The organism is Uliginosibacterium sp. 31-12, assembly GCF_030548425.1.
Lineage (GTDB): Bacteria > Pseudomonadota > Gammaproteobacteria > Burkholderiales > Rhodocyclaceae > Uliginosibacterium > Uliginosibacterium aquaticum.
Genome location: NZ_JAUOOA010000001.1, coordinates 1,038,141 through 1,062,331 on the forward strand (window position 1 = coordinate 1,038,141; position 24,191 = coordinate 1,062,331).

Below are 24,191 nucleotides of genomic sequence, written 5' to 3' on the forward strand. Positions count from 1 at the left end.
CGGAGCCTGCCATGCTCGTTCGATTGCTTTACGCCAGCCGTGCAGCTCAGCCGCTCTCACCCGAAATGATCGAGGGCATCCTCGCTCAATCACGCGCCCACAACCCCGAGCAAGGCATTACCGGCATTCTTTGCTACAGCGGTGACATCTTCATGCAGGTGCTCGAAGGCGGGCGTGATGCCGTCTGTGAGCTCTACAACCTGATCGTGCGCGACGAACGCCATCGCAACGTACGCCTGCTTTCCTTCGAGGAGATCCGTGAACGTCGCTTTGCCAGCTGGACCATGGGCCAGGTCAATCTCGCCAAGATCAACCCTTCCTTCATGCTCAAGTACGCTGAAAAAGCGGAGCTGGACCCGTTCTGCGTCAGTGGCGCAGCCTCAATGGCCTTGCTGGACGACCTGATCGCCACCGCCTCGGTACTTGGACGCGCTAGCTGATATCACGGCTGAAGTGCCCCAAACCCGATCAAGAAAATTCTTCCTTGAAATATGGGCAGGCAGGCATTACAAAGAGATTGCAGGCACACCCTGCGCAACAAAAGGGAACCCTTATCGCAACAGCAACAGCGTTGAGCATCAGGTAGACCTAACCGGGACAAACCCGGCGACGGTGGTGGATCCACCGAAACGAAACGCCGCGCAATGCGGCGTTTCTCTTTTGTGTTTGAACCTCAGCAGCAAACCTTCGGGGTCAGGAATCCGAGCCTTAGCGGCGGTTCAAACGAGGAGCGCTCAAACCACGGGCCCCTGCTTTTCGCTGCGGTCGACAACTGTTTTGGCTATGCGTACCACACCCAGCGCCAAATTCAACCAACGCCCCCAACGCGCGGGCAAGATTGATCCGAGCAAGGCCCCTGCCCCATCAAGCCAGGCCGTTCGCGTGAGTTCCTCGCGCAGGGAACGGGCGGTGGCATCGCCCAAGCGATGACGCATCGCAGCCCGATACTGGGCCGACTGCAGCAACAGCATTTCCTTGCGCAGCTTACGCATGCTTTGTCGCTGGTTCATTGCGCAGTCTCCCGGGCGCCATTAAGCGCCAATCGGTCACGCTCGAACTCCTGCCGAGTCGCCTCGAAGGGCTCCGGAGCGTCAGCCAGACGTCGCCGCAAATACCAAGCCAAGCCCAAGGCCAGTAGCAGGAACAGCACTGCCAGCGTTGCACATACTTCGAGCAGCACGCCATACCGGGCAGCCAGCACGAGCCCCGCTACAAGCGCACTCAGCAAACAAAACAAGGTGCAGATTGCAGCCCCCAACAGCAGCGCCAGGTGGCCAAGCAGACGCTCACTCTCCTCCTGCAGTTCGATCCCGAACAGGGCAACGCGATTGCCCAGCAGGCCGGCAAGATTGTCGGCCTGCTGGCGCAGGCGCTCGAGGAAACGCGGCAACATCAGCGGCGGGCGATCAACATACCGACCACTACGCCGACAGCGGCTCCGATACCAATGGCCTTCCAGGGATTGTCATGCACATAAGCATCAGTGGCCTGGGCGGCAGCCTTGGCTTTGTCCAGGGCGATCTGTTCGGCCACCCCCAAGCGTTCCTTGGCGTCACGCAGGCCGGCAATGATGCGCGCCTGCAGGGCCTCCGCTTCCTTGCCAGTGGCGTGAGCGGCATCAGCGATCAGCTTTTCGGTCTTATGCAGGATTTCCTGGGATTCATCGAGCAGGGTGGAACTGGTGTTTTCAGACATGTCGCTCTCCTGAGTGGGTGATGACGTATTTAGAGGGACTGCCGGGCTCGTCATTCGTTCCGCAGCATTCACACAATTAATCCTAGCCACTTGCACAGCCGGCGCGAGGAAAATTGCCCGTCCAAACTATCATTTCCGGGTTAAAGTTGGTCACGCATACGCTTTAGTACGGCAGCAGAGAGAATCCTTGATGGAATATATGAGACCCCAGAGCCGGGGCGAAGAATTTGCCAACTGGGCCAGCCACAGTCTTGGCCTGCTGGCAGCATTGAGCGCCTTCCCGATACTCGTGATCCTCACCGCCCGGCACGGCAGCGCCATGAATATTGCTGCGGCCAGCATCTATGCCAGCACCCTAGTGTTGATGTTTGCCAGCTCCACGCTCTACCACATGGTTCGGCCGGGACGCATCAAGCAGATCCTGCGCAAGCTGGATCATGCGTCCATCTACCTGCTGATCGCAGGCACCTACACTCCTTTCACTTTCAGCGTGCTGGCCGGCCCCTGGGGATGGACCCTGTTCAGCGTGATCTGGGCGCTGGCGGCTCTGGGGCTGTATCTGAAACTCAGCGAACGGATGACCAAGGAGTGGATCTCCATGGGCCTTTACCTGCTGATGGGCTGGCTGGTGATCGTAGCGGCGGTACCGCTCTTCCAGAATCTATCCGCTGCCGGCACAGTGTGGCTGATTGCGGGTGGGCTGGCCTATACCGGCGGTGTGGTGTTCTACGCACTCGATAGCAAGCTGCGCTACGGCCATTTCGTTTGGCACCTCTTCGTGCTGGCTGGCACCATCTGCCACTTCTTTGCCGTGCTGTATGGCTGCACACCCGAAGCAGCCGTCGCGTGATCAAAAATCGCTGTGAGTCTCAGGGGCCTTGAGGTGGACCTGACCCTCTATCTCGACCTCTACCGCCTTAAGGTCAAGCACGTAACCGTCAGCCGAGCGGATGCGGATCCGCACCGGCGCACTGCGCCAGTCCGGCGCGAGCCAGACATTGACCTGAGTACCGTTGTTCGCCCGGGATTCGTAATGCCGGGCTTCTATCTTGCCGGAAGACAGGGATAGCTGCTCCAGCCCGCGGGCAATCAAGACGGAATCCTCGACCCAGAAGTCCCCCACCACGAACAGGGCGGCTTTCTCAAGCGACTCATCCAGCGTCATCAGAAATTGCGGCAATGCCGACATGGCCACCGCAAGGCCCTTGATCGTACGCTCGCGGGTATCTCCACCACGCTGCATGGTCACTTTGCCGCCCGCCTGATCGATCAGTCCGGTGGACTGTTTCTTCATGCGCCGGTCACTGGTGGTTTCGCTGATCAACTGGCCTGCGGCGAGGCGACCGGTCGAACGATAGTCGAACATCCCGTCTGAAGCACCCATCCCCGCTGTCAGACGGCTCTGGAAACGCGCCCCATCATGCTCCCAGCTGGCTTCGCCGATGGCATTCAGGGAAACGAAACCACCGACAGTGCCGTGATAAAACACACGCCCCTGACGCGGCAAGGGCTTGGCGACAAGGTGTGGGGATGGAGCTGGCGAGGATGCCTCCGGGGCAGGTTCGGCAATAGGTGCCGAGCTCGTAGCCTCTGCAAGCGTTTCGATGCCGGGCTCTGACACTACCGATTCGGTCGCGACAGGCAAAGAAGCTTCAGGGACCGGCTCCGGTTTGGCTGCAGGGGCTGGTTTTGGCTGCGACCGCCGGGTAGTGGAAGGGGCGGCAACAGGCACGACAGCTGCGGGCGCAGGGCTGGCTGCAGCCAGAGTGGCTTCAATACGCCGGGCATCGCCCTCGGGAACATCCGCATCCGGCAGTTCCCAGCCGGGGCTGAGCAAGCTGCCCAGATGCACGGCCAGCGAACAGGCACAAGCGACGATCAGGGGCGTCTGTCGTCGCATTGCCGCAACCTTAGTCGTCCACCGGTGGCACACACCAGCCCAGCGGACCGCGCTGCGCATCGCGCACACACACGCGACCATTTTCGAGACTCAAACGCCCTTCCACGAACCAGCGTACAGCCTGCGGATAGATCTGGTGCTCCTGAGCCAGCACACGCGCGGCAAGGCTGTCTTCATTGTCCTCGGGCAATACAGGCACCACGGCCTGAATCACGATCGGGCCATCATCGAGCTCAGGGGTCACGAAATGCACCGTCGTGCCGGCCACCTTCACTCCGGCTTCGATCGCCCGACGATGGGTATGCAAACCGGTAAAACTGGGCAGCAGTGAGGGATGGATGTTCAGCATGCGGCCTTCGAAGCGGCGCACGAAGGCATCCGTGAGGATGCGCATGTAACCAGCCAGCACCACCAGGTCCGGCTCGAAGCGCTCGATCTCGACTGCCAACGCGGCATCGAAGGCCTCGCGGCTGGCATGGGCCTTGTGATCGAGAGCAAGGGTTTCAATGCCGAAGCTGCGAGCGATCTCCAGGCCCTTGGCATCGGGTCGGTTGGAGATCACAGCCGCAATCCGGGCACCGGGAATGCCTGCTCGCGCAATGGCTTCCATGTTGCTGCCGCGGCCGGAAATAAGGATGACGATATTTTTCATGCAGAAACTCGGGAATAGCCGGAATTACCTTGAACTTAAGCCCCGGCGGCCGCTTTGCGGCTCTTGAGCCAGGCAACAAAGACCGGCATCAGGGAAACGGCAATAATGCCCAGCACGAAGAGCGTCAGGTTGTTCTTGATGAAAGGGATATTGGCCAGGAAGTAGCCTGCCCAGGTCAAGGAGAAGATCCAGATCGCGCCGCCAATGATGTCCAGTGGCAGGAAGCGCTTATAGCTCATCTCCGCCACGCCCGCCACGAAGGGCGCAAAGGTACGCACCAGCGGCATGAAGCGCGCCACGATGATGGTTTTGCCGCCATGAGTCTCGAAATAGGAGTGGGTCTTGTCGAACACAGCACGGTTGAAGAAACGCGACTGTTCCCACTTGAACACTTTGTGACCAAGGCTGCGGCCAATCCAGTAATTGACGTTATCGCCCAGTACGGCCGCCACAAACAAGGCACCAGAGAGCAGATTGATATCCATGCCACCTGCTGCAGCCACCCCGCCAGCCACGAACAGCAGCGAGTCGCCAGGCAGGAAGGGGGTCACCACCAGTCCGGTCTCGCAGAAGATGATCAGGAACAGGATCACATAGATATAGCTGCCGTATTCCGCCACCAGTTGGGGCAAAAATTTGTCCAGATGCAGGACGATATCGAGGAATTGGGTGATCAGTTCCATGCCGGGGCTGCTGGATGAATGGGGAGGCTGCCATCATACCGGAAGCCCTGCCCTTCACGCCTGCATGTGGGCCAGGATCCGTCGCCGCGTACGCCGCGCATGCGCCACCCAGCCTCCGAGACGCCAGCGTGTCGCCATCATGATGCCGCGGCAACATTCGTCAGCCGCATAACCAATCCACACGCCGACCAGACCCAATCCGTAATGCACGCCCAGCAGCCAGCCCAGGCCGACGCCAAACAGGAAAACCGAGACCATGCTGACCTTCACCGGAAAGCGCGCATCGCCTGCCGCACGCAGCCCACTGGTCATTACGATATTGAAGGCCCGCCCGGGCTCCAGCACCAGTTCGATCAGCACGATCATGCCGACCAAGGCGAGGATTTCGGGATTTGCAGTAGCGCGCGCTACCGCCAGTGGCGTCAGCCACCAACTAGCCAGAGTACACAGCAGCATCACCGCCATGCCCCAGGCCATGGCCTGCCACAGTACGCGATTGGCCCGATGCAGGCGCCCTGCGCCAACGTGATGCCCCACCACGATCTCGGTGCCGAAACCGATTGAACCCGTCAGCAAGGTAACCAGGCGTACCGCATTCCACACGTAGGCGTGCGTCGCCAACGCGGCTTCGCCCATGCTCGCCACGATGGCCACGCTGATGATGAAACTCGCCCGGAAAGCCACTTTCTCTCCAGCCCCCGGCAAGCCGATATGCAGGATGCTCGCCAGCGGTACGCGTTCAAGACGCAGCCAGTCCGGCAAGCGCAGGTGAATCTCCAACCGGCTACGCCACACCCGCCAGGCCAACGCAATGCCGAACAGGCGTGAAACAGCCATCGCCAATGCCAGGCCATTCAGGCCAAGACCAGGCCAGCGCCCCACTCCGAGCATCAATGGCACCGAAAGCAGCACCTGCAACAGATTCATGCCCAGCACGATCTTCATCGACTCGCGGGTATGGGTGTAGGCACGCAGCACCGCGATCATGCACATCGATACCGCATCGAAGAGCAAGGCAAGCCCCAGCCAGCGGGTATAGGTCTCCCCCGCCGGACGCAGCTCTGGCGGCAGGTTCATTGCAGCAAGAATCCAGCCCGCAGAGCTCAGCAACAGCAACAGTGTGGCCAGACCAACCCAGCCGGAAGCGGCCAGCCCGCTTTGTGCAACCCGATGCGCGCCGGCTTCGTCGCCCGCACCATGATGCTGGGTCACGACCACACTTGTGCCGATACTGACGACCTGAAACACGATCTGCAAGGCACCGAGAATCTGGTTGACCAACCCATAAGCGGCGACCATCCCGGTTGAAATCCGGCTCGCCAACCAAAGGCCGAACAGGCTCATCAGTACCATCAGCAGGTTTTCGATGAAGATCGGCCAGGTAATCGCAAACAGATGGAGTTTCTTTTCAGACATGGGCGGAATTCTAGTCCTGGCTAGAAAAGTTGTCTGACAAATTCTTCATTCAAGGCGCCAGCTACGGCAGAAGCCAGACGGCGCGCAGACTTTCCACGCCCCCGCAAGCTATAATCAGCCCTTTTTCCAGCAGCTTTCATGCGCATCTTCAGGGGTATCCGGGCACACATCAGTGAGCCATGCGTGCTGACCATCGGCAATTTCGATGGCGTGCACCTCGGCCACAAGGCGCTGCTCGCCCGTGTCCGCGCCAAAGCCGCCGAACTGGGCCAGCCGGCCACCGTGCTGTGTTTCGAGCCACATCCGCGCGAGTATTTCGCGCCTGACACCGCTCCACCGCGCCTGTGCAGCATGTGGCGCAAACTGGCGCTGCTGCAGTCCGCCGGTGTCGACCAGATCTGTGTGCAGCCCTTCAATGCCGACTTTGCCGATCTGGATGCGGACACCTTCATCCGTCAGGTGCTGGTGGAAGGCATGCAGGTTCGTCACCTGATGATCGGTGACGACTTCCGCTTCGGCCGTGGCCGCAATGGCGATTTCGAGGCCCTGAAGGAAGCCGGCGCGCGCTACGGTTTCAGTGTCGAGGCGATGGGAACAGAAGAGGTCGCAGGTGAGCGAGTCTCCAGCTCTGCCGTACGCGAAGCGCTGCAGGCAGGCCAGATTGAACATGCCACGCGCCTGCTCGGCGAACCCTTCGTGGTTGAAGGCTGGGTACAGCATGGCGACAAGATTGGCCGCACCATCGGCTTTCCGACTGCCAACATCCGCATGCGCCAGCAGACCCTACCACTCTCGGGCATTTTCGCAGTGACCGTAGATGGCGGCCCACTGAAACATGCCGTGGGCGCCGCCAGCATCGGTTACCGCCCGACGATTGCCGAGGGCCTCGCGCTGCGTGTGGAGGTCTTCATTCTCGATTACTCCGGCGATCTCTATGGAGAACGCCTATCCGTGCGCTTCTGGCACAAGCTGCGCGACGAGAAGAAATACGACTCGCTGGACGCCCTCAAGGCGGCGATCGGCAAGGATTGTGATGATGTGCGGGCATGGTTTGCCACGCACCCCGAGTATTTGAGCTTGCGAGAACAACATGGCTGACTACAAACCGACCCTGAACATGCCGGACACCCCCTTCCCGATGCGCGGTGATCTGCCCAAGCGCGAACCGGGCTGGGTGCAACAGTGGCAGCAGAAAAATCTCTACGCAAAGATCCGCAAGGTTTCTGCCGGACGCCCTCGTTTCGTGTTGCATGACGGTCCGCCCTACGCCAACGGCAACATCCACATCGGCCATGCGCTGAACAAGGTTCTCAAGGACATCATCATCCGCTCCAAAACCCTGGCGGGTTTTGACGCTCCCTATGTGCCGGGCTGGGATTGCCACGGTCTGCCGATCGAACACAAGATCGAAGTCACCCACGGCAAGAAACTGCTCGCCGACAAGGTGCGCGAGCTGTGCCGCAGCTATGCTGCCGAGCAAGTGGAAGGTCAGAAGAAGGACTTCATCCGCCTCGGCGTGTTGGGCGAGTGGGAGAACCCCTATCTCACCATGAACTTCGGCAACGAGGCTGGCGAGATCCGCGCGCTGGGCACCATGGTCAAGAATGGTTGGGTCTTCAAGGGTCTGAAGCCAGTGAACTGGTGCTTCGATTGCGGCTCCGCACTGGCTGAAGCCGAAGTCGAGTACGAGGACAAGAAGTCAGATGCCATCGATGTAGCCTTCACCTGTGCCGTGCCGGATCAACTAGCGGTGGCCTTCCGTATGGATGCGCTGCCCAAGCCGGCCGCCATCGTGATCTGGACTACCACGCCCTGGACCATCCCCGCGAACCAGGCGCTGAACATTCATCCGGAGCACCGCTACGCGTTGGTCGACGTCGGTGATCGCTTGTTGGTGCTGGCCGAAGAGCTGGTGACGGAATGCCTCAAGCGCTACAAGTTGCACGGAGAGATCCTTGGTCTGGCCGAGGGTTCGCGCCTTGCCGGCATCACCTTCCAGCACCCCTTCTACGACCGCGTCTCGCCGGTGTATCTCGCCGATTACGTCGGCGTGGATGCCGGCACTGGCATCGTGCACTGCGCCCCCGCTTACGGTGCAGACGACTTCAATATATGGCGTGCGAGCGGCCGTGGCTTTGACGAGATCCTTAACCCGGTGCAGGGCAATGGCGTGTACGTGCCGAGCCTCGAATTCTTCGGCGGTCAGTTCATCTGGAAGGCCAACCCGAACATTGTCGCGAAACTGGAAGAAGTCGGCGCCCTGCTGCGCCACGAGGTCATCAGCCACAGCTATATGCACTGCTGGCGCCACAAGACGCCGGTGATCTACCGCGCCACCGCGCAGTGGTTCGTCGGCATGGATCACAAGCCTGACGGCACGACCAGCCTGCGCGAACGCGCCCTGCAAGCGGTTGAAGACACCGCCTTCTTCCCCGCCTGGGGCAAGCCGCGCCTGCATGCCATGATCGCCGGCCGACCAGACTGGTGCATCTCGCGCCAGCGCAACTGGGGCGTGCCGATCCCCTTCTTCCTGCACAAGGAAACGGGCGAGCTGCATCCGCGCACCGTGGAGCTGATGGAAGAAGTCGCCCAGCGTGTCGAGAAAGAAGGCATCGAAGCCTGGTTCAAGCTCGATGCGGCCGAACTGCTCGGCGCCGACGCCGCGCACTACGACAAGATCAGCGATACGCTGGACGTGTGGTTCGACTCGGGCACCACCCATTCGCACGTCATGCGCGGCTCACACCCGGATCAGCACGGCTATCCTGCCGATCTTTATCTGGAAGGCTCGGACCAGCATCGCGGCTGGTTCCACTCGTCGCTCCTGACTGGCTGCACCATCGACGGCCGCGCGCCCTACAAGGCCCTGCTGACCCATGGCTTCGTGGTGGATGCGCAAGGCCGCAAGATGAGCAAGTCGCTCGGCAACACTGTGGTGCCACAGGAAGTCACCGACAAGCTCGGTGCCGAAATCCTGCGCCTGTGGGCCGCCAGCACTGATTACTCAGGCGAAGTCTCGATCGGCAAGGAAATCCTCGACCGCGTGATCGAGGTCTATCGCCGCGTGCGCAACACCTTGAGATTCCTGCTCGCCAACACCGCCGACTTCGATTTCGCAACAGACGCGCTGCCGGTCGAACAATGCTTTGAAATCGACCGCTACGCCCTGAGCCTGACCCGGCAGCTGGCCTCAGGCGCAGAGACTGACTACGCGAAGTATGAGTTCCATCGCATCGTGCAGGCACTCCAGCTGTTCTGCTCGGATGATCTGGGCAGCTTCTACCTCGATATCCTCAAGGACCGCCTCTACACCAGCGCCACCAAGTCCATCGCCCGTCGCTCGGCACAGACTGCGCTGTGGCACATCACCCAGACCCTGGTGAAGCTCATGGCACCGATCCTCTCTTTCACCGCCGAGGAAGCCTGGGCCGTGATGAGTGCAGATGCCGACGATAGCGTGATGCTCCACGCCTTCCACCAATTGCCCGAGCTGACGACTGACGAGACCCTGGTTGCACGTTGGGCAACGATCCGCACCGTGCGCGCTGAAGTCATGAAAGAAATCGAAGCCGTGCGTACGGCCGGTCAGGTCGGCTCGTCCCTGCAAGCCGAAGTCACCTTGCACGCCAGTGGCGCAAAATTCGCGGCGCTCGCCGCACTGGGTGATGATCTGCGCTTCGTGCTCATCACCTCAGCTGTCAGTGTGGTCGAAGTGACAGCGGAAACCGACGAGAAGATCATCGTTACACCTTCCGGCCACCAGAAGTGCGGCCGCTGCTGGCATTACCGTGCCGATGTGGGTCGCAATCCGGAGCATCCTGAGCTGTGCGGCCGTTGCGACGACAACCTGCACGGAGCCGGCGAAGCACGGAGCCTTGCATGAAGCGTTTCACACTCTGGCTGGTGCTGGCACTGGCCGTGATCGGGCTGGATCAGTGGAGCAAGCTCGCGGTACTGGCGCACTTTGCCGAGTACGAATCGCTGCCGGTCACGGGCTTTTTCAATCTGGTGCTGGTCTATAACCCAGGCGCGGCCTTCAGCTTTCTCGCCGGGCATGATGGCTGGCAACGCTGGTTTTTCGTCACGCTGGCGGCTGTGATCTGCTCCTGGCTGCTGCGCCTGATCTGGCTGCATCGTACCGAGACTCTGCAGCCGGCAGCATTCGCCCTCGTCGTGGGCGGCGCTATTGGCAATGTGATCGACCGCTTGGCCCATGGGAAAGTGGTTGATTTCCTCGACTTTTACCTGGGCAGCTATCATTGGCCGGCCTTCAACCTCGCCGATTCGGCCATCTGCCTCGGCGTGGCCCTGATGATTCTGGCCCAGCTGCGTGAGAGCCGCCGCGAAAACCAACAGAAAGCCAAGCCCCAATGAGCACTATCCAGCCCGACAGCCTCGTCACCCTGAACGTCCGCATTGCCCACGCAGAGTCCGGCACAGTGATGTTTTCATCCTTCGAAGCCACCCCAATGACGCTGAAACTCGGCACGGGCGAATTGATGCCAGCCATCGAATCCCGCCTGATCGGCCTCAGCGCTGGCCATCGTGAAACATTCCAACTGGCGTCAGGTGAAGCCTTTGGCCCCTACCGCGATGAGCTGGTCGAAAAGGTGGACCGCCAACACGTTCCGGCCGGTATGGATCTGGCAGAAGACACCGTATTTGCTTTCACCGCACCGGATGGCAGCCAGTACCCGGGCTTGGTGCGCCAGCTCACCGAAGCATATGCGCTGGTCGACTTCAACCACCCCCTTGCCGGCCACGCCGTGAGCGTGGAAGTGGAAGTCATCGGCGCGATTTGAGTTTCATCCGAAAGCCAGCATATGAGCAATTCCGAAATTCTCCTCGCTAACCCACGCGGTTTCTGTGCCGGTGTCGAGCGAGCCATCGCCATCGTCGAACGTGCCATCGCTGTGCACGGCGCGCCGATCTATGTGCGTCACGAAGTGGTGCACAACAAGTTCGTGGTCGAAGACCTGCGCGCCAAGGGCGCCATCTTCATCGAAGACTTGAACGAGGTGCCGGCCGGCGCCACCCTGATCTTCTCGGCTCACGGCGTACCCCAGGAGGTGCGCCGCCAGGCCGAAGCCCGCGGCCTGCGAGTGTTTGACGCCACCTGCCCGCTCGTCACCAAGGTACACGTGGAAGTGGCCAAGATGCGTGAAGCCGGGCGTGAAATCGTCATGATCGGCCACAAGGGCCACCCGGAAGTGGAAGGCACCATGGGCCAGGCGGAGTCCGGCATGTATTTGGTCGAATCCGTGGAAGAAGTGGCAGCCCTTCAGGTGCGCGACGAGAACCTACTCGCCTACGTAACCCAGACCACCCTCTCGGTTGACGACGCCCAAGTTATCGTCGATGCGCTCAAGGCGCGCTTCCCGGCCATCGTCGGGCCAAAGAAGGACGATATCTGCTACGCCACCCAGAACCGCCAGGATGCCGTGAAATTCATGGCTCCGTTAGTCGATCTGGTGATCGTGGTCGGTTCGAAGAACAGCTCTAACTCCAATCGCCTGCGCGAAGTGGCCTCTCTGCGCAATGTGCCGGCCTATCTGGTAGACAATGCGGCGGGACTCGATCCGGCCTGGCTCTCTGGCAAGCGCCGGATCGGGGTAACCGCAGGCGCGTCAGCACCGGAAATCCTGGTCAATGAAGTCATCGCCCGTCTCAAGAAACTGGGCGCCAGCAACGTTCGGCCACTCGATGGCGCGATCGAAAACATCACCTTCCCGATTCCGAAGGAATTGCAGGCCTGAGGCTCGCTTTGCCGTGATACGGCAATGTGTGACAGATCAGACAAGTCCTTCATTTAATTGTAACAAGGCAAGACCTTGGCCCTTTCGGGCTGATATCATCGCGCCTTCTTTTCAAACACGACTGCGCTCCCATGTTCGGACGATTCATGCCCCGCGAGGGCCGTTTTTTCGATTTCTTCAACGCTCATGCCGAGCAGGTTGTACTGGCAGCCCAGCAACTGGTTGCCCTGATGTCGGCCAGCCCGGAAGACATGCCCGGCATCGTCTCGCGCATTGACGAAATCGAAACGCAAGCCGACAAGATCACGCACGATACGGTGGCCCTGCTGCACACCACCTTCATTACGCCTTTTGATCGCGATGCGATCCATGCTCTGGTCAATGATCTCGATGACATTGTCGACTCGATTCAGGACGTCGCTGAGGGCATCAGCCTGTACAACGTGCGTCGTCTGACACCGGACGCCGTGCAGATGTCGGAACTGACTCTTTCCTGTGCCGAGCGCGTCAAGCAAATCATCAAGCTGATCGGCGACATGGAGCACGCTAGCGACATCCTGCGTACCTGCCGTGAGATCGAGCAACTGGAATCGGATTGTGACCGTGTGATGCGCTCGGCGCTGGGCCGCGTCTTCCGCGATGAGCGTGACCCGCTGCAGGTGATCAAGATGAAGGCCATCTACGAAGGCCTGGAAAAGATCACCGATCACTGCGAAGACGTGAGCAAGGTTGTCGAAGGTCTGGTGCTGGAAAACGCCTGATCGCTATGGAAACCGTGCAAATCAGCCTGTACGTGGTGATCGCGCTGGTCGCGCTCGCCCTGATTTTCGACTTTCTGAATGGCTTTCACGACGCAGCCAACGCAATCGCCACGATTGTCTCCACCGGCACGCTCAAGCCGACCCAGGCGGTCGCCATGGCCGCCTTCTTCAATTTCGTGGCTATCTTCGTGTTTCACCTCAAGGTGGCTGCCACGGTTGGCAAAGGCATTGTTGATCCGAGCGTAGTCGATCACTACGTGGTTTTCGGCGCATTGATGGGTGCGGTGAGCTGGAACGTCATCACCTGGTATTTCGGCATTCCGTCGAGTTCCTCACATGCCCTGATCGGTGGCATCGTTGGGGCAACGATGGCCAAGGCTGGCAGCGCTCCGCTGATCTGGACCGGTATCGGCAAGACCGTGGCCTTCATCGTGATCTCCCCGATGCTCGGCATGTTGCTGGGCTCGATCATGATGCTGATCGTGTCACACAGCTTTTTCCATAGCACACCTACCAAGGTTGACCGCTGGTTCCGCCGTTTCCAGATCGTCTCGGCCAGCGCCTATAGCCTCGGCCACGGCGGCAATGACGCCCAGAAAACCATCGGCATCATCTGGCTGCTGCTGATTACCACAGGGTATCTGGGACAGGATTCGGAGCTGCCGATTTGGGTCATCATTTCCTGCTACTCGGCCATTGGCTTCGGCACGCTTTTTGGCGGCTGGCGCATCGTTAAGACCATGGGGCAAGGCATCACCAAGCTCAAGCCTTACAGCGGCTTCTGCGCCGATAGCGGCGGTGCGATCACGCTCTATCTCGCAACCTGGCTTGGAATCCCGGTATCCACCACCCACACCATCACGGGCGCCATCGTCGGCGTAGGCTCCTCGCGCCGCTTCTCGGCCGTGCGCTGGGGCTTGGCAGGCAGCATCGTGTGGGCCTGGGTGCTGACCATTCCTTGCAGTGCGCTGATAGCAGCGATCTCCTGGTGGATCGGCCGGCAGATCCTCTAAGCGCTCAAAGGATTGAAAAAAGGCGTGTCCAAGGACACGCCTTTTTTGTATCTGCCGCAGCTCAGGCAGCCTGGATCGCCACCATACGCCCGAAGTGTGTGGCCGGATCGGCCGCCAATTCGGCAAAACGACCCTGCTCGACGATCTGCCCCTGCTCGAAAACCACCACCTGGTCCGCCTCCCGCAGAGTACTGATGCGGTGCGCAACGATGATCAGGGTGCGCCCCGGCGCAAACTCGTTCATCAGGCGCTGGGTCACTTGCTGTTCGGTTGCGGAATCGAGTGCGGAGGTCGCTTCATCCATCAACAGGATCGGCGCGTCACGACAGATCGCCCGTGCAATGCCAATCCGCTGACGCTCGCCACCGGAGAGTGCATGCCCATTCTCGCCCACCGAGGTATCGAGCCCCTCAGGCAAGCGCGCGATGAGTTCATCGAGGCAGGCGATCCGACAAGCACGCGCGAGTAGCTCGGCGGATACTTCGCGCATCATGGTGAGATTTTCTTTCAACGAGAAATTGAACAGCTCGGTTTCCTGCAGTACGACAGCCACCTTACTGGTCAATGCCTCGTGCCGGATGTCAGCCACCGGCGTACCGCCGATCTTCAACTCGCCATGTTCCAAGTGATAAAGGCCCAGCATCAGCTTGATCAGGGTGGACTTGCCCGAGCCGGAGTGTCCGGCAATGCCCAGCACGCTGCCACGCGGAATTTCCAAGGTCATGGGCCCCACCGCCGGCTTGTCCCCATAACGAAAACTGGCCTTTTCCAAATGGATCGCATCCCATTCAGTGGGGAAACGCGCCTTACCCTTGGCCAACGTATTGCGCCCCCAGAAGATTGACATCATTCGTCCAAGGTTGGACTTGCGCTCGATCATCAGCTGAATCTTGTCGGTGAACTCGATTGAGGCTTCGCGCAAACGGTCGAAATAGGCCGCGTAGGTCAGGAAGAAGCCCGCCAGCAGTGCCCCCTGCATCACCATCCAGCCGATCACCAGCAGGAACGCGCCCCAGGCAATACTGTTGTGGATCTGAAAACACATCCACTTCGTGTTCGACAGGCGCAGCCGCTCGTAGGAAAGCTGGCGCGCCAGCTCTTCGCGGCGAGCCACATTGCTGGTCATGTTATCCGCCGCGCCAAGTGCCTTCACGGCAAGGATGTTGGACGCACTCTCTACAAAGCTACCACTGGCGTTCTCCATCGATTTATTGATGCGATCCGACAACTTCGCGATGCGATAGTCGAAATAGAACTCCACGCTGAGGAGAATTCCCAGGTAGTAGGCAAAGAACAGGATGAACGCCGGGTGCAACAGCATGCAGGCAATCAGCGAACCCACGAAGGCGGCCACTGCCGAGCTGAGGCTGTTGACCATGTCACCGGTCCATTCGCGCACCGATTCGGAGCCCGTCAGGATTCGCTGGGCCTTGTTGCCTGTGCTCTCCTGCTGGTGCCAGGCCAGCGAATAATCGAGCAAGCGCTCAAACCCCCACACCTTGGCGCGATAGCGCGCATTCAGGCTGATTCGCCCGAGCATACGTTTAGATGACAGGCGTACCAGCGCAACCACTGCGTGGCTGCCCGCCAACACACCAACCAGCCACCACAGCTGACTCACGGCTGGGCGCACATCCGGCGCGGCCGCACCATATGCAATCAGGAAGTTAGCGATCATGCCGATCAACAGCGGCGGCACCAGCGTGTAGAACATCACTGCCAGCAAGACCAGCAGGAACAACAGATAGAACCAGCGCTCTTCGGCAAGAAAGAACCACAGCGCTCGGGGCAGATCACGGAAACGGAAGACCAGTTCGTCGGACTTTGGATCGGGCTGCAGCATCAGGCATTCACTCCGCTCTGGGGCACAAGAGGCGCCGCTCATACATTGTACGCGGCCGATCGCACTGCATCATTGACACTACCAGCAGGCGCCCAGCAAACTCCTGCCCGCATCGCGCTTCACCATGGCGCAGCAAGGCGCCGCTCAGGGACAGGACGACAAGATGGCAAAGCCGAAAAACCAGAATCCAAGCGCAGCTCCGGCTGCCTCTGCCACAGCCGCCGTTAGCGGCAACGGCGCATCGCAAAAGGTCTTCGATGCCATCGAGCGCATCCCGGGCTGGCTGCGCACCACGCTATGCTTCCTCATCGTGCTGGCGATCGGCTGGTGCATGTACTTCGTTAACCATGCCGAACCCAAGTATGCTTTCTGGGACGAGAACTATCACCTCACTTCAGCCCAACGTTACATAGAAGGATTCGCCCACTTAGAGCCGCACCCGCCTCTTGGCCTGCTTCTCATCGCTGCTGGCGAGAAACTATCCGGCGCCAATCAGGGCATCGACATGAGCGCCCTCACGCCGACGAAGTACATCGACGGAGACAAACTCCCGCAAGGCTTCTCATTTTCCGGCATGCGCCTAGCCCCCAGCCTGTTCGGAGCACTGGGCGCACTGATGTTCTTCGGATTGATGCTTGAGCTCACCGAAAACCGCCTCGTGGCCCTGTTGTTCTCAACTCTTTACTTGTTCGAGAATGCTTTTATCGTACATTTCCGCGCCGTGCACCTGGACAGCTTCCAGATGTTCTTCAGTCTCGGCGCACTCTGGGTTTTCATCCGCATGTGGAAGCATGAAGGCCCCATCCCCGTACATCTCTACGCCAGCGCTGCAGCCTTGTGCGGACTGGCGATCATGGTCAAGATCAACGCAGCCCTTCTGCTCGCGCTATTCCCTGTGCTCTATTTCAAGGACTTCGGCACACGCCTGCGTGGTTTCGATGTTCTGCACCAGCTACGTCACTTCGCACTCAAGGCTGGCATTGTGACGCTCACGATAGCAACAATCACCTTGGTTGTGTTTGCCCTGCACGCACTGATCGGAAAGCAGCCGGCCAGCGAAGGCACATCCGCCCAGACCGATCAGCAATTCATGTCACAGACCTATAAGGACTACGTCACACGGGGTCAGCATCTGACACCGTCAACGCTGCTCGCCATTACCAACGACTACTTCAGGTTCATGGATCACGACCACAAGGGAGTGCCAAAACTGGATGTGTGCAAACCGGGCGAGAACGGCTCCTCTCCTCTGAACTGGCCCTTGCACAACAAGACCATCAATTACCGCTGGGATTCGGCCGACGGTTTCACACGCTACGTACAGCTCGCCGGCAATCAGGTGAGCTGGTACCTTGGACTTGCCGCGGTGCTGCTCTCGATTCTGACCATCGCCAACCGCCGCCTCTTCGGCGTGGAAGCCGGTTCTGGCCGCAGCTATGCGCTGATCGAAGTATTCACCGGTCTGTATCTGGTCTTCATGCTGCTCCATCTGTATCTGGGCGCCCAGCGCGTGATGTATCTCTATCACTACTTCCTGGGCCTCCTGATCAGTTACATCCTGATCGTGCTGAACTGGCAGAATCTGTGCGAGCTGAATCAAATCAAAGCGCGCACCCGCCTCCTGATCGTGGCCGGCATGAGCGTGCTGATCATTGCCAGCAGCCTGTTCTTCTTGCCACTCAACAACCACAAACCACTCAACAAGGAGCAATGCGAGCGCCGCAACGTGTTCTCGCATATCGTTGACTGCCAAGGCTGAACGCCCGCTCAGCATTCAGGAAGCCCGCCCGCCTGCCGTTATTGATGGCAGCGGGCGGGCTTCGTGCCACTCCGGCCGTGAAATCAGTCACGAACACCTGCGCAGACACAGTTCGTGACAAGGCGCTGCCAAGTCCTTCGGCGGCACCACTGATAAAGTAGGCACCCTGTTCGAAAGCCAACAGCCATGCCTTACATCCGTCGTTCTGCAACAGGGGAAATCGTCGCCCTGCTGCATGAAGCCAGCCCCGACGCCCAAGAGTTCCAGTCTGCCACCACGCCTGAAGTCTGTGCTTTTCTCGGCCTGCCGATGATCAACAACTTCGCCGACCTGGATGCTGACTTCATCCGGGTAATGGAGGACCTGATCGACGTAATGCTGGACAAGGGTTTGCTACGCCTCACCGACCTACCTGCGGAAGCCCAGCGCAAGCTGCTGGCCCGCAAGGACATGCGGCGTAGAATGCAGGGCGCCCTTGACCTGCTGGGCGGCAACGACGTGATTTGACCCCGGACCCTGCGCACCCGATGAGCGACTCAAACCCAAGCGTCACCCCGGCCACTCCCCCCGCTGGCTCCGAAGCCAGTTGGCTACTGGGCGCTCACAAAGCCCACCTCGATCCGCTGCTGGAATGCCTGGTGCAGCTCACCCGCATCCACGGCAAGCCATGGAGCGCCGAAGCCCTCGCTGCCGGCCTACCCAAAGCAGATCACCTGCTGCCGCCGTCCCAATTTGCCCGTGCCGCTGCGCGCGCGAGCCTCAACGCCCGTCTTCTGCGCAAGGATCCAGCCGATATCGACGCCCGCTTGCTGCCCGCCGTACTGCTGCTGCACGGCAAGCGTGCCTGCCTGCTGCTTGATCACACGCCAGACGGGAAATTCCGCATTTCGCTGCCGGAAGCGCCGGAGAGCAGCATCGTGATCAGCGCGGTGGAGCTTGAGGATGCCTACGCCGGCATTGCCATCATCGTGCGGCCACGCTTCCGTTTTGACGAACGCGCGCCTGAAGTGCACAAGTTGCGTGGTCAGCACTGGTTCTGGAGCGCCATGCTCGGTAACTGGCGCCTCTACCGCGATGTGCTGGCCGCTGCGCTGCTGGTCAATATGTTCGCGCTGGCCATCCCGATGTACTCAATGAACGTGTACGACCGGGTGGTGCCGAATCACGCCATTGAAACGCTGTGGGTGCTGTCTATCGGGGCCCTGTTGATCCTGTTCTTCGACTTTGCCTTGCGCAGCATCCGCGCCTTCATCATCGACACGGCCAGCAAACGGGTCGATGTCACCCTTTCAGCACGCATCATGGAGCGTGTACTGGGCGTAAAACTCGCCGCGCGCCCGATCTCGGTCGGCTCCTTTGCTTCCAACCTGAGAGCCTTCGAAGGCGTGCGTGATTTCATTGCTTCAGCGACCGTCACTGCGCTGGTGGACCTCCCCTTCGTGCTGATCTTCCTGCTGGCGATGCTGTGGATCTCCCCCTGGCTGATCCTGCCGGCCGTATTCGGCATGCTGGCAGTCGTTGCGGTGGCGCTATTCTCCCAAGGCAAGATGCATGAACTGACGGAAACCACCTATCGAGCTTCGGCGCAGCGCAACGCCGGCCTGATTGAAAGCCTAGTCGGCCTGGAAACCATCAAGACCCTCGGCGCAGAAAGCGAGATGCAGCGCCGCTGGGAGCGTGCCACCCTGTTCATCGCACAGATCGGAGCGCGCACCCGTCTGCTCTCGTCCACTACGATGAATTTCGCGCAGACCACCCAGCAAGCGGTCAACATCATCACCATCATCCTCGGGGTGTACCTGCTCACCGACAATCAGGTCTCCATGGGCGGCATCATCGCCGCAGGCATGCTCTCGGGCCGTGCCCTGGCGCCACTGGGACAAGTCGCAGGCCTGATGATGCAGTTCCAGAACGCACGAACCGGCCTCAATTCGGTGGATTCACAGATGCAGCTGCCCGTTGAGCGGCCAGAGGAAGCCAGCTTCCTGCATCGCGCCAGCTTCCGCGGCGATATCGAATTCAAGGAGGTTGGATTTGCCTATCCCGGCAACGAGCAGAAGGTTCTGCGCAAGATTTCCTTCAAGCTCAAGGCTGGCGAAAAGGTCGGCATCATCGGCCGCATCGGGTCCGGCAAGACCACGCTCGAACGCCTCATCCTCGGGCTTTACGAACCCACCGAGGGCGCAGTCCTGATCGATGGCGTGGATGCCCGCCAGATCGATCCGGCAGAACTGCGCCGCGCCATTGGCTTCGTGCCGCAGGACGTGACCCTGTTCTTCGGCAGCCTCAAGCAGAACATCATGATGGGCTCCCCCCTGGCCAGCGATGCGGCGGTACTCGCTGCTGCCGAACTGGCGGGGGTCACCGAATTCGCCAATGCCCATCCGCAAGGCTTCGATATGCCGATTGGCGAGCGTGGTGAGTCTCTCTCCGGAGGTCAGCGTCAGGCGGTAGCCATTGCCCGTGCGGTGATCAACGATCCGCCCATGTTGCTGCTCGACGAACCCACCAGCAGCATGGATCACCAGAGCGAAGAGCAACTCAAGCAGCGCCTGCGCGGCTATGCCGCTGGCAAGACGGTGATTCTGGTCACCCATCGCACGTCCCTGCTGGATCTGGTCGACCGCCTGATCGTGATCGACTCCGGCACCATCGTGGCCGATGGCCCCAAGGCCCAGGTCGTTGAAGCCCTGCAACACGGACGCATCGGGAGGGCCGCGTGATGCAAGCACTGCAGCGCCTGTATGCCCGTCTCTCAGCCCTCTACGACCGGGCCATCGACTACGCCGAGCGCAACGAAATCCACGACGACGACGATTTCGGTGCCGATGCCCACTGGGCGCTGGCCGAGCAATCGCCGCGCGGTGCGCGGATTGCGGTGCTGGCCTCGGCACTGGCCCTGCTGCTACTTGTGGTGTGGGCGGCCCTGGCCGAGCTGGACGAAGTTACCAAGGGCGAAGGAAAGGTCATTCCCTCGCGCCAGGTACAGGTCATTCAAAGCCTGGATGGCGGTCTGGTCTCCGAGATTCTGGTGCGTGAAGGCCAGCTCGTGAAGAAAGGCCAGTTACTGCTGAAGATCGATCCGACCCGCTTTGTTTCCAATCTCAAGGAAAACCGTTCCGAGTATCTGTCACTCCTGGCCAAAGCCGAACGCCTGCAAGCCATCGCCGAGACACGCCCCTTCGTGCCCCCGCCCGAAGTCGTCACAGAGGCGCCCGAAATCGTCGCGCAGGAGCAGGCTTTGTTCGAGGCCGTGCGCAGCGAACTGCTCAACAGCATTGGCATCGCCCAGCAGCAACTCACCCAGCGCGGTCAGGAGCTTAAGGAAATCCGTGCGCGTCGCGAATCGGCCGAGCAAGGCTATGAGCTGACCCGCCAGGAACTTGAGAAAACACGCCCGCTGGCGCGTACAGGGGCCGTTTCCGATGTTGAACTGCTGCGCCTGGAGCGCGATGTATCGCGCTATCGTGGCGAACGCGATATGGCCAATGCACAGATCCCGCGCATCGAGTCCGCCATTGCCGAAGCCCAGCGCAAGATCCAGGAAGTGAATCTGGGCATCCGCAACAAGGCCCGCACCGAATTGTCCGAAGTCAGCTCACGCCTGGGCCGCCTCTCAGAAGGCAGCGTCGCGCTGGAAGACCGGGTCAAGCAATCCGAAATCCGCTCACCCGTGAATGGCACGGTCAAGCAGTTGCTGGTCAATACCGTCGGCGGTGTCGTTCAGCCCGGCCGCGACATCATCGGCATCGTGCCGAGCGACGATGCCCTGCTGCTCGAAGCCAAGGTACTGCCACGCGACATCGCCTTCCTGCGTCCGGGGCAGAAAGCGCTGGTCAAGTTCACGGCCTACGATTTCGCCATCTACGGCGGCCTCGAAGCCAAGCTCGAACACATCGGCGCAGACTCGATTACCGACGACAAGGGCAACTCCTATTACATCGTGCGGGTGCGCACCGACAAAAGCGTGATCGGCGCCGAGAACCTGCCGATCATCCCCGGCATGATTGCCGAGGTCGATATCCTCACCGGCAAGAAAACCATCCTTGCCTACCTGATGAAACCCGTCCTGCGTGCTCAGGCCAATGCCCTGCGCGAACGCTGAGTCCACATGCCGCATCACGAATTTTCGATCCTTACCGACGACGAAACCGTCTTTGCCCGTTTCCGCCTGCTAGCCGATCAATGGGTCATCCACCGCCTCAGTGGCGCCGCCAGTATTCCCCGGCAAACTGCGGGCAGCCTGATCGTCATCGACAGCAATGCCCACGCCCTGCCCGCCCCCGGGCTCCCGGACTGGCAAAGCTGGAGCCAGCAGCACAAGCTGATCGTAGCCAGCAGCCTGCCGAGCGACGACGAAGGCCTCGCCTTCCTCGAAGCAGGTGTCAGCGGCTATTGCCAGGCCTATGCCCCCCCTGCCACGCTGCGCCAGGTACTTGAGGTTGTGGCCAGCGGTGAGCAATGGGTTGGTAGAAGCCTGCTGACCCGGCTGCTGCGCGGGCTTAACCGTCAGCGCGCCGTACAGGGAGAGGACTGGAGCAGTCGACTCTCCGAGCGCGAACGCGAAGTGGCGCGCCTTGCCGCCTCAGGTGAATCCAATCTTTTCATCGCCGGAGCGCTGAACATCACCGAGCGTACGGTGAAGGCTCACCTGAGCGCCTGTTTCAACAAACTGGATGTCACCGACCGACTCCAGCTTGCCCTCAAGGTTCACGGCCTCCGCCCCTGAGAAAAGCCCCTTCTGAAGAGGTTTTGCGGCATTTTTCGTGGCGTGTGACACATCGCGACGAAAAACTGTACCCAGGTACAATACGAGCACGCTGCACTGCGTCGTAAATTCCGGCTCATTCCTACTAAAAGCCGGAAAAGAGACCCCGCATGGCAGCCTCCAAGTCCACCACTCCCGCCCTCAGCGCCAATGTTGTCCGCATCGACGGCAAGGCCTATCTGCGTACCCCCGAAGGTCTGATTGCCCTTAAAGCCGGGGACCGCATCGAGCAAGGACAGGAAATCGTGGTGGACGCCAAGGGTCAGTTGCAGATCCGCCTGCCCAATGGCGAGCTGCTTGACCTTGGCGGTGGCCGCAACGTGCGCGCCGATGAAGACATGCTCGGCCAGAACACCGAGCGCAGCGAGGCCGCGGTCAAAACACCCTCGGCAACAGACGCCGAAGCGGTTCTAGCCGCACTGAACGCCGGCGAGGATCCTTTTGCTACGTTGGATCCTGCTGCTGCAGGCCTGGGTGCAGGTGGTGCAGAGGGTGGCCACGGCTTCGTGCGCCTATTGCGCGTCACAGAAGAACTCTCACCGCTCGAATTCCAGAGTGGAACGTCCTTTGTCGCCGAAGCGATCAACGTCCCTAACGGCAACGATGACACCCTGCAAGACGCCACCCTGGCAGATATCCAGCCGCCCTCCCCCAGCATTAGCCTGAATTCGAACATCACGCCGGACGACATCATCAATGCCACTGAAGCCGGTCAGTCGATCGCCATCACCGGCGTGGTCGGGGGTGACGCCAAGGTGGGTGACACTGTCACCCTGACCGTCAATGGCAAGGATTTCACCGGCACGGTCGCGGCAGACAAGTCCTTCAGCATTGCAGTGCCGGGCGCCGATCTGGTGGCTGACGCGGATGCCACCATCGATGCACGCGTGAGCACCACCGATGCCGCAGGCAACACCAGCAGTGCCACGAGTCGCGAAAGTTATTCGGTCGACACCAACCCTCCCAGCGTTGCCGTCAACGTCACCGACAGCGCACTGAACAGCGGAGACAAGGTCTCTACCGTCACCTTCACTTTCAGCGAAGCACCTAGTGGCTTTAGCACTGCGGATATCACCGCAGTGGGCGGGACAATCAGTGGGCTGACTGCCACGTCCGATCCGAGGGTCTTTACGGCGACCTTCACCGCCACTGACGGCTTCTCCGGTACTGGCAGCGTAACCGTAGCCAATGCCAGCTATACCGACTCTGCAGGCAACCCCGGCACAGCTGGCAGCGATACAGTTGCAATCGATACTGTTGCGCCAGGCGTCAGCGTCAATATCATCGACACCGCGCTGAACAACGGCGACAAGATTTCCACAGTCACTTTTACCTTCAGTGAAGCACCTAGCGGCTTTAGCGCCGCAGATATCACAGCGGTAGGCGGCACAATCAGCGGTCTCACTGCCACCGCAGACCCGAAGGTCTTTACCGCCACCTTCACCGCAACCGACGGCTTCTCCGGCACTGGCAGCGTAACCGTAGCCAATGCCAGCTATACCGACTCTGCAGGCAACCCCGGCACAGCTGGCAGCGATACAGTTGCAATCGATACTGTTGCGCCAGGCGTCAGCGTCAATATCATCGACACCGCGCTGAACAACGGCGACAAGATTTCCACAGTCACTTTTACCTTCAGTGAAGCACCTAGCGGCTTTAGCGCCGCAGATATCACAGCGGTAGGCGGCACAATCAGCGGTCTCACTGCCACCGCAGACCCGAAGGTCTTTACCGCCACCTTCACCGCAACCGACGGCTTCTCCGGCACTGGCAGCGTAACCGTGGCCAATGCCAGCTACACCGATGCTGCAGGCAACTCTGGTACAGCTGGCAGCGATACAGTCGCAATCAATACTGTTGCACCAGGCGTCACCGTGGATATCGTCGATGCGGCGCTGAACGTCGCTGACAAGGTTTCCACCGTCACCTTCGCTTTCTCTGAAGC

At 60.3% G+C, this 24,191-nt stretch carries 23 protein-coding genes; 15 read left to right on the forward strand and 8 right to left on the reverse strand.

The genetic code is table 11. From position 1 onward, the window contains the following. Positions 1 to 11: 11 nt before the first annotated feature. On the forward strand, positions 12 to 440 hold the full coding sequence (locus Q3Y64_RS05085) for a BLUF domain-containing protein (protein ID WP_101943986.1): 429 nt from the start codon (positions 12 to 14) through the stop codon (positions 438 to 440). 294 nt (positions 441 to 734) lie between these two features. On the opposite strand, the gene Q3Y64_RS05090 is transcribed toward Q3Y64_RS05085, so the two are convergent. From Q3Y64_RS05090 to Q3Y64_RS05100, 3 genes are read right to left on the reverse strand one after another with little or no spacing between them, the layout of a single operon-like run. Continuing rightward, positions 735 to 1,010 carry a hypothetical protein gene (locus tag Q3Y64_RS05090; RefSeq protein WP_101943988.1) on the reverse strand — a complete coding sequence of 92 codons (276 nt, stop codon included), beginning with the start codon at positions 1,008 to 1,010 and terminating at the stop codon, positions 735 to 737. Continuing rightward, the gene (locus tag Q3Y64_RS05095) at positions 1,007 to 1,393 is read right to left on the reverse strand and encodes a phage holin family protein (protein WP_101943989.1); all 387 of its coding nucleotides are present in this window, start codon (positions 1,391 to 1,393) and stop codon (positions 1,007 to 1,009) included. Before Q3Y64_RS05095 ends, Q3Y64_RS05090 begins: the two co-directional genes overlap by 4 nt. Then, positions 1,393 to 1,695 (reverse strand): YqjD family protein, encoded by a 303-nt coding sequence (locus Q3Y64_RS05100; RefSeq protein ID WP_101943992.1) that lies wholly within the window; start codon positions 1,693 to 1,695, stop codon positions 1,393 to 1,395. The genes Q3Y64_RS05095 and Q3Y64_RS05100 overlap by 1 nt, the downstream gene beginning before the upstream one ends. Before the next feature lie 199 nt (positions 1,696 to 1,894). Here Q3Y64_RS05100 and Q3Y64_RS05105 point away from each other — a divergent pair, with 199 nt between their 5' ends. Next, positions 1,895 to 2,545: a hemolysin III family protein gene (locus Q3Y64_RS05105; RefSeq protein ID WP_216821780.1), complete on the forward strand. Its 651-nt coding sequence runs from the start codon at positions 1,895 to 1,897 to the stop codon at positions 2,543 to 2,545. Here the strand turns inward: Q3Y64_RS05105 and Q3Y64_RS05110 are convergent, their stop codons facing one another. From Q3Y64_RS05110 to Q3Y64_RS05125, 4 genes are read right to left on the reverse strand one after another with little or no spacing between them, the layout of a single operon-like run. Beyond that, positions 2,546 to 3,595 (reverse strand): DUF3108 domain-containing protein, encoded by a 1,050-nt coding sequence (locus Q3Y64_RS05110; RefSeq protein WP_303560351.1) that lies wholly within the window; start codon positions 3,593 to 3,595, stop codon positions 2,546 to 2,548. Positions 3,596 to 3,605: 10 nt separating this feature from the next. Then, entirely contained in the window at positions 3,606 to 4,247 is a 642-nt protein-coding gene (purN, locus tag Q3Y64_RS05115) for a phosphoribosylglycinamide formyltransferase (RefSeq protein ID WP_101943997.1), read from the reverse strand. Between the two features lie 35 nt (positions 4,248 to 4,282). Continuing rightward, positions 4,283 to 4,930 (reverse strand): DedA family protein, encoded by a 648-nt coding sequence (locus Q3Y64_RS05120; protein WP_101943999.1) that lies wholly within the window; start codon positions 4,928 to 4,930, stop codon positions 4,283 to 4,285. A gap of 54 nt (positions 4,931 to 4,984) precedes the next feature. Further along, the gene (locus Q3Y64_RS05125; RefSeq protein WP_101944000.1) at positions 4,985 to 6,346 is read right to left on the reverse strand and encodes an MATE family efflux transporter; all 1,362 of its coding nucleotides are present in this window, start codon (positions 6,344 to 6,346) and stop codon (positions 4,985 to 4,987) included. 138 nt (positions 6,347 to 6,484) lie between these two features. On the opposite strand from Q3Y64_RS05125, the gene Q3Y64_RS05130 reads away from it, so the two are divergent. From Q3Y64_RS05130 to Q3Y64_RS05160, 7 genes are all read left to right on the forward strand, one after another. After that, the gene (locus Q3Y64_RS05130; RefSeq protein ID WP_101944002.1) at positions 6,485 to 7,444 is read left to right on the forward strand and encodes a bifunctional riboflavin kinase/FAD synthetase; all 960 of its coding nucleotides are present in this window, start codon (positions 6,485 to 6,487) and stop codon (positions 7,442 to 7,444) included. After that, positions 7,437 to 10,229: an isoleucine--tRNA ligase gene (gene ileS, locus Q3Y64_RS05135; RefSeq protein WP_303560353.1), complete on the forward strand. Its 2,793-nt coding sequence runs from the start codon at positions 7,437 to 7,439 to the stop codon at positions 10,227 to 10,229. The genes Q3Y64_RS05130 and ileS overlap by 8 nt, the downstream gene beginning before the upstream one ends. After that, on the forward strand, positions 10,226 to 10,720 hold the full coding sequence (gene lspA / locus Q3Y64_RS05140; protein ID WP_303560354.1) for a signal peptidase II: 495 nt from the start codon (positions 10,226 to 10,228) through the stop codon (positions 10,718 to 10,720). Before ileS ends, lspA begins: the two co-directional genes overlap by 4 nt. Continuing rightward, entirely contained in the window at positions 10,717 to 11,148 is a 432-nt protein-coding gene (locus Q3Y64_RS05145) for a peptidylprolyl isomerase (RefSeq protein WP_101944008.1), read from the forward strand. Before lspA ends, Q3Y64_RS05145 begins: the two co-directional genes overlap by 4 nt. A gap of 21 nt (positions 11,149 to 11,169) precedes the next feature. Continuing rightward, positions 11,170 to 12,102, forward strand: coding sequence for a 4-hydroxy-3-methylbut-2-enyl diphosphate reductase (gene ispH / locus Q3Y64_RS05150; protein ID WP_303560355.1), 933 nt, complete (start codon positions 11,170 to 11,172; stop codon positions 12,100 to 12,102). Positions 12,103 to 12,248: 146 nt separating this feature from the next. Beyond that, on the forward strand, positions 12,249 to 12,863 hold the full coding sequence (locus tag Q3Y64_RS05155; protein WP_254048279.1) for a DUF47 domain-containing protein: 615 nt from the start codon (positions 12,249 to 12,251) through the stop codon (positions 12,861 to 12,863). Between the two features lie 5 nt (positions 12,864 to 12,868). Further along, positions 12,869 to 13,876: an inorganic phosphate transporter gene (locus Q3Y64_RS05160; RefSeq protein WP_101944014.1), complete on the forward strand. Its 1,008-nt coding sequence runs from the start codon at positions 12,869 to 12,871 to the stop codon at positions 13,874 to 13,876. Positions 13,877 to 13,937: 61 nt separating this feature from the next. Here Q3Y64_RS05160 and Q3Y64_RS05165 read toward each other — a convergent pair whose 3' ends face one another. After that, positions 13,938 to 15,719, reverse strand: coding sequence for an ABC transporter ATP-binding protein (locus Q3Y64_RS05165; protein WP_303560356.1), 1,782 nt, complete (start codon positions 15,717 to 15,719; stop codon positions 13,938 to 13,940). A 163-nt stretch (positions 15,720 to 15,882) separates the two neighbouring features. Between Q3Y64_RS05165 and Q3Y64_RS05170 the strand changes: the two genes are divergently transcribed. The 6 genes from Q3Y64_RS05170 to Q3Y64_RS05195 form a co-directional block, all read left to right on the forward strand. Next, entirely contained in the window at positions 15,883 to 17,478 is a 1,596-nt protein-coding gene (locus Q3Y64_RS05170; RefSeq protein WP_303560357.1) for a phospholipid carrier-dependent glycosyltransferase, read from the forward strand. Between the two features lie 186 nt (positions 17,479 to 17,664). Then, entirely contained in the window at positions 17,665 to 17,985 is a 321-nt protein-coding gene (locus tag Q3Y64_RS05175; RefSeq protein WP_303560358.1) for a hypothetical protein, read from the forward strand. 20 nt (positions 17,986 to 18,005) lie between these two features. Further along, complete coding sequence (locus Q3Y64_RS05180) at positions 18,006 to 20,201, forward strand: type I secretion system permease/ATPase (protein WP_303560359.1); 2,196 nt, start codon at positions 18,006 to 18,008, stop codon at positions 20,199 to 20,201. Further along, positions 20,201 to 21,583, forward strand: a complete 1,383-nt coding sequence (locus Q3Y64_RS05185; RefSeq protein WP_101944023.1) for an HlyD family type I secretion periplasmic adaptor subunit — start codon at positions 20,201 to 20,203, stop codon at positions 21,581 to 21,583. Before Q3Y64_RS05180 ends, Q3Y64_RS05185 begins: the two co-directional genes overlap by 1 nt. 6 nt (positions 21,584 to 21,589) lie before the next feature. Continuing rightward, entirely contained in the window at positions 21,590 to 22,207 is a 618-nt protein-coding gene (locus tag Q3Y64_RS05190; protein WP_303560360.1) for a response regulator transcription factor, read from the forward strand. A 149-nt stretch (positions 22,208 to 22,356) separates the two neighbouring features. Further along, the coding region (locus Q3Y64_RS05195) for a retention module-containing protein (RefSeq protein WP_303560361.1) at positions 22,357 to 24,191 on the forward strand (1,835 nt) is incomplete at its 3' end.